This window comes from Natronorubrum tibetense GA33 (assembly GCF_000383975.1).
In the GTDB taxonomy this organism is placed as follows: Archaea; Halobacteriota; Halobacteria; order Halobacteriales; family Natrialbaceae; genus Natronorubrum; species Natronorubrum tibetense.
In genome coordinates, this window is sequence record NZ_KB913017.1 from 3,185,301 (window position 1) to 3,199,037 (window position 13,737).

14 protein-coding genes are annotated in these 13,737 nt (G+C 64.1%); 8 read left to right on the top strand and 6 right to left on the bottom strand.

What is annotated here, in order from left to right; translation table 11 throughout:
* Positions 1-48 precede the first annotated feature (48 nt).
* Complete coding sequence (locus tag NATTI_RS0116520) at positions 49-534, bottom strand: hypothetical protein (RefSeq protein ID WP_006090695.1); 486 nt, start codon at positions 532-534, stop codon at positions 49-51.
* Positions 531-851, bottom strand: coding sequence for an AbrB/MazE/SpoVT family DNA-binding domain-containing protein (locus NATTI_RS0116525; protein ID WP_006090696.1), 321 nt, complete (start codon positions 849-851; stop codon positions 531-533). The genes NATTI_RS0116520 and NATTI_RS0116525 overlap by 4 nt, the downstream gene beginning before the upstream one ends.
* Positions 852-1,146: 295 nt before the next feature.
* Between NATTI_RS0116525 and NATTI_RS0116530 the strand changes: the two genes are divergently transcribed.
* The 7 genes from NATTI_RS0116530 (at position 1,147) to cdd (ending at position 9,129) form a co-directional block, all read left to right on the top strand.
* Positions 1,147-1,782: a MaoC family dehydratase gene (locus tag NATTI_RS0116530; RefSeq protein ID WP_006090697.1), complete on the top strand. Its 636-nt coding sequence runs from the start codon at positions 1,147-1,149 to the stop codon at positions 1,780-1,782.
* Positions 1,783-1,930: 148 nt separating this feature from the next.
* Entirely contained in the window at positions 1,931-3,328 is a 1,398-nt protein-coding gene (locus tag NATTI_RS0116535) for a phosphohexomutase domain-containing protein (RefSeq protein WP_006090698.1), read from the top strand.
* Between the two features lie 209 nt (positions 3,329-3,537).
* Positions 3,538-4,602 (top strand): BMP family lipoprotein, encoded by a 1,065-nt coding sequence (locus NATTI_RS0116540; RefSeq protein WP_006090699.1) that lies wholly within the window; start codon positions 3,538-3,540, stop codon positions 4,600-4,602.
* 6 nt (positions 4,603-4,608) lie between these two features.
* On the top strand, positions 4,609-6,255 hold the full coding sequence (locus tag NATTI_RS0116545; RefSeq protein ID WP_006090700.1) for an ABC transporter ATP-binding protein: 1,647 nt from the start codon (positions 4,609-4,611) through the stop codon (positions 6,253-6,255).
* A complete protein-coding gene (locus NATTI_RS0116550; protein ID WP_006090701.1) occupies positions 6,252-7,517 on the top strand; it encodes an ABC transporter permease in 1,266 nt (421 codons plus the stop codon). Before NATTI_RS0116545 ends, NATTI_RS0116550 begins: the two co-directional genes overlap by 4 nt.
* A complete protein-coding gene (locus tag NATTI_RS0116555) occupies positions 7,510-8,577 on the top strand; it encodes an ABC transporter permease (RefSeq protein WP_006090702.1) in 1,068 nt (355 codons plus the stop codon). The genes NATTI_RS0116550 and NATTI_RS0116555 overlap by 8 nt, the downstream gene beginning before the upstream one ends.
* Before the next feature lie 153 nt (positions 8,578-8,730).
* The gene (gene cdd, locus NATTI_RS0116560) at positions 8,731-9,129 is read left to right on the top strand and encodes a cytidine deaminase (protein WP_006090703.1); all 399 of its coding nucleotides are present in this window, start codon (positions 8,731-8,733) and stop codon (positions 9,127-9,129) included.
* 301 nt (positions 9,130-9,430) lie between these two features.
* Here cdd and NATTI_RS0116565 read toward each other — a convergent pair whose 3' ends face one another.
* Both NATTI_RS0116565 and NATTI_RS0116570 read right to left on the bottom strand, forming a co-directional pair.
* Entirely contained in the window at positions 9,431-9,697 is a 267-nt protein-coding gene (locus tag NATTI_RS0116565; protein WP_006090704.1) for a flavin reductase, read from the bottom strand.
* Positions 9,698-9,751: 54 nt separating this feature from the next.
* Positions 9,752-10,228, bottom strand: coding sequence for a DUF488 domain-containing protein (locus NATTI_RS0116570; protein WP_006090705.1), 477 nt, complete (start codon positions 10,226-10,228; stop codon positions 9,752-9,754).
* Between the two features lie 59 nt (positions 10,229-10,287).
* On the opposite strand from NATTI_RS0116570, the gene NATTI_RS0116575 reads away from it, so the two are divergent.
* Positions 10,288-11,115 carry a nucleoside phosphorylase gene (locus NATTI_RS0116575; RefSeq protein ID WP_006090706.1) on the top strand — a complete coding sequence of 276 codons (828 nt, stop codon included), beginning with the start codon at positions 10,288-10,290 and terminating at the stop codon, positions 11,113-11,115.
* 51 nt (positions 11,116-11,166) lie between these two features.
* Here the strand turns inward: NATTI_RS0116575 and NATTI_RS0116580 are convergent, their stop codons facing one another.
* Positions 11,167-12,540: an APC family permease gene (locus tag NATTI_RS0116580; protein ID WP_006090707.1), complete on the bottom strand. Its 1,374-nt coding sequence runs from the start codon at positions 12,538-12,540 to the stop codon at positions 11,167-11,169.
* A gap of 431 nt (positions 12,541-12,971) precedes the next feature.
* Complete coding sequence (locus NATTI_RS0116585) at positions 12,972-13,736, bottom strand: mechanosensitive ion channel family protein (protein WP_006090708.1); 765 nt, start codon at positions 13,734-13,736, stop codon at positions 12,972-12,974.
* Position 13,737: the final 1 nt, after the last annotated feature.

A 13,737-nucleotide genomic window follows, 5' to 3' on the forward strand; every position in this document is an offset into this window, starting at 1 on the left:
GCTAAAATTGGGGAGCGGCGCTGAAAAAGGTACGCCTGATGCTGCGGTCTACGCCGAGACGTCGAACTCTTCGGCGGCTTCGTCTACGTTTTCGGCGACGGATTCGACGTTCGCTTCGACCTGTTCGTGGGCCTCGAGTGCGGCGTCGAACGAGTTGTCGACGACCTCGGAGTAGCTCGCGGCGAACTCGTCGTAGGCAGCCTCGGACTCGTCGATGGCCTCGATCATCGCTTCCATCGACTGGTGCTGTGCCTCGGTCGCGGAGTCGAAGCCTTCGTCGACGAGTTCACGCATCTCGTCGAAGTCAGCCGCTTCCTCGGGCATCGAAGCCTCGAGAGCGTCGAAGTAGGCGTGGACGGCGCCCTTGGTCAGTTCGGCGTTGGATTCGAACAGCGTGCCGGAGCTTTCGACGGCGTCGCCGAAGGCGCTGATCGAGGACTTCTGGGCCTCGAGGGCGTCGTGGGTGAGGTTCTGGGACTGTTCGAGTGCGGTGCGCTGTGCGTCGAAGACGGCGGTGAATGGGTTCTGAGTCATGATTGATCTTCTCGGTTTCGCTTGACGGGTACGACGATCGTTTGGACGATATCGCCCTCTTCGATGTCGAGGGCTTCCCGTTCCGGGCCGGGAATGCTGATCCGACCGCCGCTCTGGACGCGAGCTTTGAACGTCGCCGTTCCCATGTTCATCGGGCCGAAGCTGGAACCGGTGTCGAACGGGTTCGAGCCGCTGGCCTGCATCATCTTCTTCATCATCTCCTGCTGGGATTCGGCAACCTGCTCGCCTGCCTCCTGCATCTGTTCGGAAAACATCGCAGGCGGGAACCAGAGCGATCGGTCGGAGTCGTCCGTCATCAACAGTACGTATGGGCTCCGGGCTTATAAGGCTTCCCACTAGATACCATCTAATACCATTTGATGGCGTATTAAGTATCGGGTACGCTCTCACGGATTTCGAACGGACGACGATTCGGCAGCTCCAACCGACCGAGGTGACGGCGACTCACTCCCCTCGAGGGGACGATAACCCTTGATCGACCGATCGATCGAACCTGGCGATCGAAAGTGGGTAATAATCGTGTATAAATCGGTTAAAATCGTCCAGGTCAGCCAAAGAAGTCATAACCACCACACGCATATCGGCCCGTAGATGTCCCACGAGAAGCCTGCGAAACACAACTTCGCTGCCATGACAGACGCGTGGACGTCGATGGCCCAGACTCTCTTCGAAAGTGCGACTGCTGCCAACCGTGCGGCTATGTCCGCTATGTTGACACCCGACGTATCGAACGGTGCCGACGACAAGACCGTCGCCGCCTCGATCCCCTCGATCGAGCACTCCCACCTCGACTGGCAGTTCGACCGAACGGTCGACGAACCAGCCCACATCAGCGTCGGTGACACCGTCACCTTCGAGAAGGTTTTGAGCGAGGACGACGTTCGGGCGTTCGCCCACGTTAGCGGCGACACGAACCGACTCCACCTGGACGAGGGCTTCGCCGCCGGCACGCGGTTTGGCGAACGGATCGTCCACGGGACCCTCGTTTCCGGTCTCATCAGCGCCGCGCTGGCACGACTCCCGGGGCTCACGATCTACCTCTCCCAGGACCTCGAGTTCAGCGGCCCCGTCGGTATCGGCGACCGCGTCTCCGCTCGCGTCGAGATCGTCGAGGACCTCGGGAACAGGCAGTACCGCCTCGAGACGATCATCCGGAACGAGAGCGAGGACGCGACCGTCATCAACGGCGAGGCGGTCGTCCTGATCGACGACATGCCCGAAGAGTAGTCGACACACCGCCCGTCGACCGACCGTTCAGGCAGTCTGGCAGCCTCTCGTTTTCAGTTTTCCCCTCCCGCGCCCGCCGATCCCGTAGCGACGGGCCTCCGAATCCGGGTGCAACGTTGCTAAGTAGTTCCTCGCGGAACGGCCTGCTATGACGCTCTTCGGGACTGCAGGGATCCGCGGCCCGGTCGAGGAGGTAACGCCAGCGCTCGCGCTCGCGGTCGGTCAGGCCGCCGGCGATCCCGACACGACGTTCGTCGTCGGCCGAGACGGTCGAGAAACGGGGCCAGCACTCGCCGCCGCGGTCGAAGCCGGCCTCGAGAGCGCCGGCTCGGACGTGTATCGAATCGGCGAAGTACCGACGCCGACGCTGGCGTTCGCCTCGCGCGGCCGCAAGGGCGTGATGCTCACCGCGAGCCACAACCCGCCCCAGGATAACGGCATCAAACTCTTCGCGAACGGCGTCGAGTTCGACCGCAACGCCGAACGCGCCGTCGAGGATCGGGTCGAGGGTGACGACGGGCTCGAGTCCGCCCGTTGGGATCGATGGGGCGAGTCGGCGACGCTCGAGGTCCTCGACGCGTATCGGGACGCCGTCGTCGCCTACGTACGCGAGCAGTTCTCGTCGTCGAGCGACGGTCCGGCCGACGACGCGCCGCTCGAGGGCCTCGAGATCGCCGTCGACTGCGGCAACGGGGTAGGATCGCTCGCGACACCACACGTCCTCGGACGACTCGGCGCCGATGTCGTCGCGCTCAACGCGAACGTCGACGGTCACTTTATCGCCCGCGAGAGCAAACCGACGCCGGAAACGTTGTCGGACTTTTCGGCCTTTTTGGAGACGGGATCGTTCGATCTCGGGCTGGCCCACGACGGTGACGCCGATCGACTGGTCGTGCTCGGCCCCGACGGCGAGGTTATCCACGAGGATACCGTGCTCGCCCTCGTCGCGGCCCACTACACGGCGGCGAGTGACGCCGACGACCCCGTTGTCGTGACGACGCCCAACGCATCGGCCCGTATCGACGAACAGGTCCGAAACGCAGGCGGACGCGTCGAACGGGTCCGTCTCGGCGCGCTTCACGAAGGCATCGCTCGAGAGCGCCGCGCGGCGGCGGACGACAACGAGACCGCCGTCGTCTTCGCCGCGGAGCCGTGGAAACACATCCACACGGCCTTCGGCGGCTGGATCGACGGCGTCGCGAGCGCCGCCGTTGTCAGCGCTCTCGTCGCCGCGGCCGGCGATACGGAGACGCTCCGCGCTCCCGTCACCGAACGACCCTACCGAAAGGTCAGCGTCGACTGCCCGGACGACGCCAAGGCCGACGCGATGGCCGCCCTCGAGACCGACCTTTCCGATGCATTCCCGGCGGCAACGGTCGACACGAGCTACGGCGTTCGTCTCGAGTTCGAGGACGCCTCGTGGATCCTCGTCCGCCCGAGCGGGACCGAGCCCTACGTGCGGATCTACGCCGAGAGCGACACCGTCGACAACCTGGTCGCGGACGCTCGCGACGTCGTCGAGACTGCGATCGCCGCCTCCCGGTGAGGAGTTGGTTCCGGAGCGTCGTATCGGGGACACGACGGCGGAGTCGAACCGGATCGGGTCTCGTGAGAGCCGAACGACTTCAATTACGGCTGTGGTTTTCACACCGTTCGTGTTCGGAACGAATAGCAAATGTAATCCGAATAGTTCTGTTGCTATTACATTCGTCGATTTCGACGAGTATAAACCGAATGTCTACGCTATTCAGGACTATGGCGCAGAATCGACGGCGGTTCCTTACTGGAGCAGGTGTCGCAGGACTAACAACGATAGCTGGCTGTGTCGGCGGCTTCGGCGAAGACGCCGATACGGAGTTCAACGTCGGCATGATCTACGCGAGCGGTGGACTCGGCGATAACTCGTTCAACGATATGGCGCAGTCGGGCATCGACGACGCGGTGGACGACTTCGACGTCAGTTACGACCAGGCCGAACCTGACGACGAGGGCGAGTTCGACGGCCATCAGCGCGACTTCGCCGAGGGCGGCGAGTACGATCTAATCTCCTGTGTCGGCTTCGCACAGGAGGACGCGCTCGCGGAGAACGCACCCGAGTACCCCGAACAGAACTTTATGATCATCGACACCGCGGGTATCGAGGAAGACAACGTCCGAAACTACGTCTTCGACGAGCCGGGCGGCTCGTTCCAGGTCGGCCACCTGGCGGGACTGTTGACCGCCGAGGAGTTCTCGGCCGGCGACGGCGAGACGAACCCGGACGAGGACGTCGTCGGCTTCGTCGGCGGCGTCGAGTCGCCCCTGATCGAGTCGTTCGAGGCCGGTTTCACTGCCGGCGTCGAGTACGCGAACGACGACGCCGAGGTCATCTCGTCGTACGTCGGCGACTTCAACGACACGAGCGGCGGTCAAGAGGCCGCACTCTCGATGTATCAGGACCACGGCGCCGACATCGTCTTCCATGCCGCTGGTGCGACCGGCGTCGGCGTCTTCCAGGCCGCCGAATCCGAAGGCCGATTTGCGATCGGCGTCGACTCCGATCAGTCGCTCGAGGAGGAAGACTACGCCGACGTGATCCTCGCGAGCATGGTCAAACGTGTCGACGAGGCCGTCTACACCGCAGTCGAGTCGGTCGTCAACGACGAGTTCGAGGGCGGCGAAACCGAGGAGCTCGGACTCGAGGACGGCGGCGTTGAGGCCGTCTACGGCGACACGATCGGCGACGAGATCCCCGACGAGATCACGGATCAGGTCGACCAATCCAGACAGGAACTCATCGACGGCGAGATCGAGGTTCCGGACGATCCCGACGACGTCTGATCGCGCATGACCGAGCCGGGAACGGAACACACCGACGACGCGGGCGCGGTCGAGACAGCGGCTGCGGACGATCTCGCGGTGCATCTCGACGGAATCACCAAACGGTTTCCGGGCGTCGTCGCGAACGACGACGTCGACCTGCGGGTGGAGCGAGGATCCGTCCACGCCCTGCTGGGGGAAAACGGGGCCGGAAAGACGACGCTGATGAACGTCCTCTACGGACTCTACGAGCCGAACGAGGGGCGAGTCGTCGTCGACGGCACCGAACGGGCGTTTGACTCGCCGCGCGACGCCATCGACGCGGGGATCGGCATGATCCACCAGCACTTCATGCTGGTCGACACGATGACCGTCGCGGAGAACATCGCGCTCGGCAACGAGCCGCGAAAGTGGTTCGGGATGGCGGTCGACCGCGAGCGTATCGAGCGCGAGATCCGGGATCTCTGCGATCGCTACGGGTTCGACGTCGATCCGACGGCGACGATCGCCGACTGTAGCGTCGGCGTCCAGCAGCGCGTCGAGATCCTCAAAGCGCTCTACCGGGGCGCCGACGTCCTCATCCTCGACGAGCCAACGGCCGTTCTCACGCCCCAGGAGGTCGAGGGGCTCTACGACGTGCTCGAGGAGCTGACGGCCCAGGGGAAGACCATTATTTTCATCACGCACAAACTCGGCGAGGCGACCCACGCCGCGGACGCGATCACCATCCTCCGGGACGGGGAGTCCGTCGGCACGGTCGATCCGAACCGGACGACGCGGGAGGAGTTGGCCGAGTACATGGTCGGTCGAGAGGTCCTCCTCGAGGCCGAAACCGAGCCGAACGAGGTCGGCGAGACGATCCTCTCCGTCGACGAGCTGTCCGTCGAAGACGCGCGCGACGTTGAGGTCGTTTCGGGCATCGATCTCGAGGTTCGGGCCGGCGAGATCCTCGGCATCGCCGGTGTCGACGGCAACGGTCAGGCCGAACTGATCGAAGCGATTACGGGGCTTCGAGCGCCCGAACGCGGATCGGTCGTCTTCGACGACGCGGACGTGACCGGCTGGTCGCGCCGCGACCGAATCGACGCCGGCATGTCGTACATCCCGGAGGATCGCCACGAGCGCGGTCTCGTGATGCCGTTCGATCTCGTCGAAAACGGCGTTCTCGGGAGCCAGCGCTCCGAGGAGTTCTCCGAATCCGGACGCATCGACTGGCAGCAGGTTCGGGACCACTCAGAGGAGATCATCGAGACCTACGACGTTCGCCCGCCCGACGCGGAGGCGGACGCCGAATCACTCTCGGGGGGCAACCAGCAGAAGTTCATCGTGGGGCGCGAGTTCGAACGCGATCCGCGGCTGGTCGTCGCGACTCACCCGACGCGCGGCGTCGACATCGGGTCGACCGAGTTCATCCACGAACGGCTGCTCGAACTCCGGCGCGCGGGTATCGCCATCCTGCTCGTCTCGTCGAATCTGGACGAGGTACGGAGCCTCTCCGACCGGCTGGCGGTCATCTACGAGGGGTCGTTCATGGACGTCACTGATCCCGACGATCTCACCGAGGAAGGACTCGGCTTGCTCATGGCCGGCGAACGGCCGGAGTCACGAGCCGCGTCCGACTCTGCCGGCGGAATGTCACCGACCACCGACGCCGACTCCGGAGGTGACGCATGAGACAGCGACTCGAGACCCTTATCGAGCGCCTCATCCGCGCGTCAATCCTCGAGCGGGTCGCCATCAGTATCGCGGCCCTGTTCGCGTCGATCCTGGTCGGCGGCGTGCTCGTGTTCGTTTCGGGCGCCTTCGCCTCCTGCCAGACCGGGCTGAACCTCGCCGGCTGGACCTTCTGTTACAACCCGGTGCAGGTCTACTACGAGCTGTTCTTGGGCGCGCTTGGCCACCCGCTCGAGGGCGGCTGGAGTCCGGGGAACCACCGACTGGCGACGACGCTCCAGCAGACGACGCTGCTGATCTTCACCGGGCTGTCGTTCGCGGTGGCCTACCGGGCCGGCCTGTTCAACATCGGGACGCAGGGACAGTTAGTCGTCGGCGGTCTCGCGACGGCGGTCACCGTCGTCTACGCCTCGCTGGTCGTTCCCAGCGGCGTCGTCGGGACCGTCGTGCTCATCCCAATCGGCGTCCTCGCCGGCGCGGTCGCGGGTGGGTTCTTCGGCGCAATTCCGGGCGCGCTCAAGGCTTACGCCGACGCGAACGAGGTCATCACGACCATCATGCTCAACTTCGTCGCCCTCGGAATTACCTCGACGCTACTGTCCTGGCAGTTCCAGGATCCCGACAGTGCCAACCCACAAACCGAGCGCGTTCCCGCGTACGCCGAGATTCCGAACATCCCGCTCGTCGGCTTCAGTAGCCGGGCGAACTTCTCGCTGCTCGCGCTCGCGTTCGCGGTTGCGTTCATGATCGGGATCGCCTGGCTGCTCGCGCGTACTTCCTTCGGCTACGAACTCCGGACGAGCGGCGTCCAGCCGGAGGCGGCCGCCTACAGCGGCGTCGACGAGAAACGGATGATCGTCACGAGCATGACCCTCTCCGGCGCGCTCGGCGGCATCGGCGGTGCGCTCTGGGTGCTCATGCAACACGGCCGCTGGCTAGAGAGCGTGCCGCCGCTCGGCTTCGACGGCATCGCCGTCTCGATCCTCGCGGCCAACAACCCGCTGGGTATCGGCGCGTCGGCGTTCCTGTTCGGCGTTCTCGACAGCGGCTCGAGCGCCATCGGGACCGCGACGGCCGTCCCGCCGGAATTGGTGGGGATTCTGAGCGGTCTCATCATCCTGTTCGTCGCGATGCCGGAGTTCTTCCGTATGATCGGCACACGATACGTCGACGTCAGCAGTAGCGACCCCGTCCGCGCGGACGGTGGTGAACCAGCCGACGACGGAGCAACGGCCGACGACGGAGGTGAATGCAATGATTGACGGACTCTCACGCTGGACCATCGTCGCGATAACCGCCTCGATCGCGGTTGTCTGGATCGCTCTTGGCGTCGTCTTTCCCGACTCGTGGGCGGGCGTCACGCTGTCGGTCGCCGCCAGCCCGGGAACGCACACGGCGATGCTCCGGCTGGCCGTCCCCATCGCGCTCGCCGCGATCGGGGGAATCTTCGCGGAGAAGAGCGGCGTGATCAACATCGGAATCGAGGGGCTGCTCATCGTCTCGGCGTTCAGCGCGGTGATCGTCACCTTCTGGCTGGGCTCCGGCGAGTCGACGTTCGCGGTCTCACACCACTGGTGGGGGCTGCTCGCGGGCGTGCTCGTGAGCACGCTCTTCGCGCTGCTGTTCGCGGTCGTCTGCATCGAGTACAAGGCCGATCAGATCATCGCGGGACTGGCGCTCTGGCTCATCGCACTCGGATTGGCACCGTTCGTCTCGCGAATCGTCTTCGACAGTCCGAACACCGGAAACGTCGGCACGTTCGACAACGTGACGATCCCGGTGCTGTCCGAGATTCCGCTGCTCGGCTACCTGCTGTTCGACACGCCGCCGCAGGTCTACCTCATGTTCGGGGCCGTCCTCGTCGGCTGGTACGTGCTCAACTGGACGAGCTTCGGGCGCTGGGTCGTCGCCAGCGGCGAGAACCCAAAGGCGCTCGATACGGCCGGCGTCGACGTCCGAAAGGTCCGCTACGCGGCGGTCATCCTCTCGGGCGTGTTCGCCGGTCTCGGCGGTGCGGGGTTCGCCCTCGGCCAGCTCGGGACCTTCGCCGGCGGCGGCGAAACCGACATGCAGGGCCGCGGCTTCATCGCCATCGCGACCTACCTGTTCGCGAACTACCACCCCCTCGGCGCGCTCGCTGGCTCGTTCCTCTTTGCGGGCCTCGACGCGTTCCAGCTCCGAATTCAGAACATCGGCTACGCCGTCCCGTCGGAGCTCGTCCGCACGATCCCCTACGTGGTGGTGATCCTCGTGATCACCTTCGTCGGGAAGACTCGGCTCCCGGATGCCGCCGGCGAAAACTACGAGTCCGGCGAGGACTGATACGGTCTGCTGTAACGATTTACTGGAGCAACCGCAGGCGGCCGCGGTTGCTCTGGAAATAACTTACAGCAGTCCGTATGACGACCGCTTCGCTTCCGACGGCGGTTCTACGGCTGTCGGTGGCTTCTTGTCCGCGCTCGAGTTAGCAGCGTTATGAACGAAACCGAACTCCTCGAGGCCGCCCGCGACGTCCAGTCCGACGCCCACGTTCCCTACTCCGAGTACCGCGTCGGTGCCGCCCTCGAGACCGCCGACGGTGAGGTCTTCGTCGGCTGCAATTTAGAGAACGCGAACTACAGCAACAGCTTACACGCGGAGGAGGTGGCCGTCGCCGAGGCGGTCAAGAACGGCCACCGCGACTTCGCCCGCCTCGCCGTCAGCTCCGGCCGCCGCGACGGGGTCACCCCCTGCGGGATGTGTCGCCAGACCCTCGCCGAGTTCTGCGACGACGACCTCCTCGTGATCTGCGACGAGGGCGAGGACGAGGACCCGATGGAGTACACGCTCGGTGGCCTGCTGCCGAACACGATCACCGAGGAGATGCTCGAGTAGCTTCGTTGCCCGTCCTCGCGTAACTGTCTGTTGACGGCGCGCTGCGGCACGGCGAACGACAGTGAGCGGTGCCGCAACTCGCGAGGGATGAGCGACTGAAAGGAGCGTAGCGCGGAACCAACGGTTCCGCGGACATTCGAACGGACGCGTTGCGCCCGTGAGAAGAAATCGGTTGGGGAGGGTGTGGAAACCCTCAGTGCCAGCCTCGAGGCGATGTTTTGAGTTCCGGACTGCCAAGATCGGTGCACTGTCCTCCGTATCGCCTCGAGTCGCACCTTCCGTTGTGTCGGAACACCACCACTCAGAACTGGCGATCGAACTCGACCGGGTCGGAGACCGTGTAGTACGGCCCACCGAGCCGGCCGACGGTCGGGAGATTGCGCATATCGAGTTTCCCGTCCTCCTCATCGAGCAGTTCGTCGTCAACGTGGACGTGCTGGACATCGCCGAGGATCATCAGTTTGTCGTGGGCCTCGAGCGAGTCGTGCAACGTACACTCCATCGAGACGGCCGCGTTCGCGACCCGCGACGCCAAGACGGTTCGACAGTCGGCGCGCTCGACGCCCACATCAGTTCAATCGGTTTCGGCGATTTGCTCGAGCACGCAAAACAACCGAGTCAGTCAGGCTCGTTCCGCGAGCACGTCCCGAAGCACCGTTCGGTGACAGCGCTTCTTTGCGGTGTTCTCGAAACAGACCAGCGCCAGCGACTCGCCGTCCGCGAGTCGGGTCTCGAGGCGCTCGAGCGCTGCCCGCGCGTCGGCCGACTCCTCGAGGTAGCCTCGATACCGCTCCTCGAATCCGACTTCGTCCCACGCGGCGTTGTGCGCGCCCTCCTCGCAGACGCCACGCATCTTGCAATCGTCGACGGTCGTCCGGAACGACTCGAGCAACGCCGCTGGCGGCCCGAGTGCCGGCAGATTCTCGTCGACGGCCCCGTGAAACCACGGCGTCGGTTTCCGGACGACGCCGACGAGCGTCGTCTCGGACGAGAGACCGACGAGATCGTGTTGCAGCGCGGCGACGTAGGTGTCCGTGAGCGTTCCCTCGAACCCATTCTGGTCATCGGCTTCGTCCGTCCCCTCGGTTTCGCGTGCCATACCGCTGGTACATCGGCCCTGCAGTTATATACGGCGGCGGTGCGAATCACTGCGTCTGAATGACCGGCGACAGCGAAGATCCGAACGCCGACGTACAGTACCACCTCGAGGTCGGCTCCGACGACGTCGCGGAGACCGTGCTCCTCCCGGGGAATCCGGAGCGACTCGAGAAGATCGTCGACTTCTGGGACGACCACGAAGTCACGGCACACCACCGCGAGTACCGAACTGCGACGGGTACGACCGACGGAACGCCGATCTCGGTCACGTCGACGGGGATCGGCAGTCCATCGGCCGCCATCGCCGTCGAGGAACTGGCTCGCGTCGGCTGTGACACGTTCATCCGCGTCGGCTCCTGCGGTGCGATCCAACCGGAGATGGACGTCGGCGATCTGGTGATCACGACCGGTGCAGTTCGCCAGGAGGGCACCAGCGACGAGTACGTGCGGGAGGACTACCCCGCCGCAGCCGACCACGAGGTCGTCTGCGCGCTCATCGCGGCCGCCGAACGACTCGGCTACGACTACCACACGGGCATCACGATGAGCGCGGACTCCTTCTACGCGGGCCAGGGGCGGCCCGGCTTCGACGGCTTCGAGGCTGCCGGCGCGGACGACCTCGTCGATCAGTTGAAGGAGGCGAATGTGAAGAACATAGAGATGGAAGCGAGCGCGATCGTGACCATCGCGAATATCTACGGCCTGCGGGCCGGTGCCGTCTGTACCGTCTACGCGAACCGCGAGACCGGCGAGTTCCGAACCGAGGGGGAGTCTCGCGCCGCCGAGACGGCGACGCTCGCGACCCACCTGCTCGCGAAGATGGACGCCGTCAAGCGGGAGGCGGGCGCGGATCGATGGCACGCCGGGCTCTCGCTCGAGGACGCGTGAGCGACGGTCGGTCGATAACCGGTCGCTGAATCCAAACGCGTGCGGTTCGCCTCAAATCTGCTCGTTGTCGTGGAGGCGTTTCATCCGGCTCTCGAGGTCGATACCGCGCTTCTCGAAGTACGAGATTCGAGCGCGGTAGAAGAGATAGCCGAGGAGTATCCAGCCGGCGAGGACGGCGACCATCACCGGTAGCTGCGTCGACACCAGTACCCAGAGGATCGCCGCGGAGACGACCGCACCCACGGCGGTGGTCTTGAGCAGCCACGGCGGCAACTTGTACAGCGAGTACTCGTAGCGGTCCGGGAACACCTTCGGCAGGTTCCACAGCGCGACGCCGGCGACGGCGAGGCCGAACAGGATCGTCAGCGAGAGCGCCACGGAGAGGGTGACCGTTCCCGGCGAGATCGGCGCGACGAGCAGCGGCGGAATACCCAGCAGGAGGACGGCCACGTACGGCGAGTCGTAGCGCTCGTGAATACGGGCTGTCGCCCCCGGGATGATGTTGTCACGACCAGCCCGCATCAGGAGCCTCGAGTACGCGGTGTAGGTCATGTTGATCGACGTTAGCGCACCCATCGCCGCGGCCATCAGGACGAGTGCAGTCAGTGCCGTCGGGAAGTTCTGCAGGGACACCTCCGCGACGGCGGCGTCCATCCCGCCGAGCACCTCGTAATTCGCCGAGCCGACGAGGACGACGACGAGTCCGACCAGCAGCGAGAGGGAGATCGCGGCCGACAGCCCGAGCACGCGCGGGATGTTCTTCGCGGGGTTCTCCATCTCTTCGCCGAGTTCGACGACGAGTCGGAAGCCCCGAAGTGGAAAGTAAAGCGAGACGACGGCGACGATAGCAGGGCCGGTTCCCTCGGGGAACAGCGGCGTGTAGTTGGTCGTATCGACGATGAATGCGCCCGGAAGGATGAACGCGAGTATTCCGACGACGATGATCGAGACCATCATGAACTGGACGATGGCGACCATCTTGATCCCGAGTACGTTCAAAACGATAAACGGGATAAGCAGCCCGTAAATCAACCAGAGATCGGGAATCGCCGGAATAGCCGAGATGTTGTCGGCGACGAACCCGGCGTACTCGGCGAAGCCGAGTCCGATGAACAGCATGCCGGCCCAGACGCCGGGGATGGTGATCCACGGGAGCAAAAAGCCCCAGAACGGCCCCACGAGCCGCGACGCGTAGACGTAACTTCCCCCGGCGACGGGTATCGCACTGCCGAGTTGGAGCGACATCAGGATCCCGAAGGTCAGCGGAATCAACGCGAGCAACAGCGCGAAGATGATCCCCGGCCCGGCATCCCCCGCCAGCGGCCCGGGCAGCACGAACGCGCTCACCCCGATGACGTTTCCGATTATCAGTACCGTGGCCCCTATCAGTCCAACTTTCTGATCGATTATTCCGTGTTCAGACATTGTATTTATCTCGAGCGATTGTTCGAGACAACCCCGGTAATCAATAACAATGTTGCGGATTGTCGACGCACACGATAACAGTGGTTGCAACATTTGCCAAGAGAAATACGACAGCGAACGCTCGGGGTATGTTCGCCAGAACGCTGGAGGTAGTGGTCCCGACCTCACGGAAGGATAGTAACAACTGAAACGCATTACACACCGATCACAACGCCGTCCTGCGATCGGGTATGCAGTGACGTTCAGCGGCTACGAGAGTGAGTGTCGATCCGCCTACGTCGGTTGCGAAACGACGCGTTTCTCGTTTCGGAGCGTGCATAGCGCCGATCGGGAGCGTGTTCTTTGCCCCTCTCTACTCATGGGTCGTTTCACTCTTCGCTCGTTAGCGGGACCGACTCTCTACTTAGGCGTGAAGCGCCGTTCACGCCTCACTATTCCCGAATACGGATGATTCCGTCTTCGAAGACTTTCCGATTGGGGACGATATACTCCTCGGACTCGTCCTCGATTTTCGTCACGAACAGGTCGACTTCCTGGACGATTCCCGTCTGGTCGCCGATCCGGATCCGGTCTCCGATCCCGTAGGGCTGGTTGAGCAACAGGTAGATGCCCGCCGCACTCGAGACGAGAAAGTCCTTGAAGGCGAGGGTTCCCACGAAGACGATTCCGAGGGCGTACACCGTCAACAGGATCAACAGCGCGACGACATGCACTCCGATCTGACCCAGCGCGATGATGAAGGTCACGTAGAGGACGGTATACTTGACGAGTTTGGGGAGGACCGATACCTCCGGGAGTTTGACGCCGCGGAGGTACTCGCCGACGACCAGCTCTGCCTTGTCCGCGACGATGAAGCCGATAATAAGCACGAGGACGGCGATGAATACCTGTGGGATGAACTCCGTCACGCGCAGCCAGAACGCGTCCGTATCCAGCAACTGCGCGATGTGAATCGCCGTGAGCACGGCGATTCCGTAGATGAACCACGAACTCAATCGCGCGACGATGCCGACCGTGGAGGTCCCGATCGACTGAGCGGTCCGCTCGAACGGCGTTCCCTCGACCGTCTCCGGCACGCCGGATGCTGTCAGCAACTCCTCGTTGAGCCGTCCGACGAGATAGCCGACGACGATCCCGAGCGCCAGCACTGCCGCGGCTATCACGGCCGGTTCGTCGATGAGGGTCTGCCAGTCCATA

What these genes read in the sequence shown, in the direction of transcription:
- NATTI_RS0116520 (WP_006090695.1), bottom strand. Translation starts at nt 534, where the DNA reads ATGACTCAGAACCCATTCACCGCCGTCTTCGACGCACAGCGCACCGCA.
- cdd (WP_006090703.1), top strand. Translation starts at nt 8,731, where the DNA reads ATGAACGAAACCGAACTCCTCGAGGCCGCCCGCGACGTCCAGTCCGAC.
- NATTI_RS0116570 (WP_006090705.1), bottom strand. Translation starts at nt 10,228, where the DNA reads ATGGCACGCGAAACCGAGGGGACGGACGAAGCCGATGACCAGAATGGG.
- NATTI_RS0116545 (WP_006090700.1), top strand. Translation starts at nt 4,609, where the DNA reads ATGACCGAGCCGGGAACGGAACACACCGACGACGCGGGCGCGGTCGAG.
- NATTI_RS0116585 (WP_006090708.1), bottom strand. Translation starts at nt 13,736, where the DNA reads ATGGACTGGCAGACCCTCATCGACGAACCGGCCGTGATAGCCGCGGCA.
- NATTI_RS0116535 (WP_006090698.1), top strand. Translation starts at nt 1,931, where the DNA reads ATGACGCTCTTCGGGACTGCAGGGATCCGCGGCCCGGTCGAGGAGGTA.
- NATTI_RS0116525 (WP_006090696.1), bottom strand. Translation starts at nt 851, where the DNA reads ATGACGGACGACTCCGACCGATCGCTCTGGTTCCCGCCTGCGATGTTT.
- NATTI_RS0116550 (WP_006090701.1), top strand. Translation starts at nt 6,252, where the DNA reads ATGAGACAGCGACTCGAGACCCTTATCGAGCGCCTCATCCGCGCGTCA.
- NATTI_RS0116530 (WP_006090697.1), top strand. Translation starts at nt 1,147, where the DNA reads ATGTCCCACGAGAAGCCTGCGAAACACAACTTCGCTGCCATGACAGAC.
- NATTI_RS0116555 (WP_006090702.1), top strand. Translation starts at nt 7,510, where the DNA reads ATGATTGACGGACTCTCACGCTGGACCATCGTCGCGATAACCGCCTCG.
- NATTI_RS0116575 (WP_006090706.1), top strand. Translation starts at nt 10,288, where the DNA reads ATGACCGGCGACAGCGAAGATCCGAACGCCGACGTACAGTACCACCTC.
- NATTI_RS0116540 (WP_006090699.1), top strand. Translation starts at nt 3,538, where the DNA reads ATGGCGCAGAATCGACGGCGGTTCCTTACTGGAGCAGGTGTCGCAGGA.
- NATTI_RS0116580 (WP_006090707.1), bottom strand. Translation starts at nt 12,540, where the DNA reads ATGTCTGAACACGGAATAATCGATCAGAAAGTTGGACTGATAGGGGCC.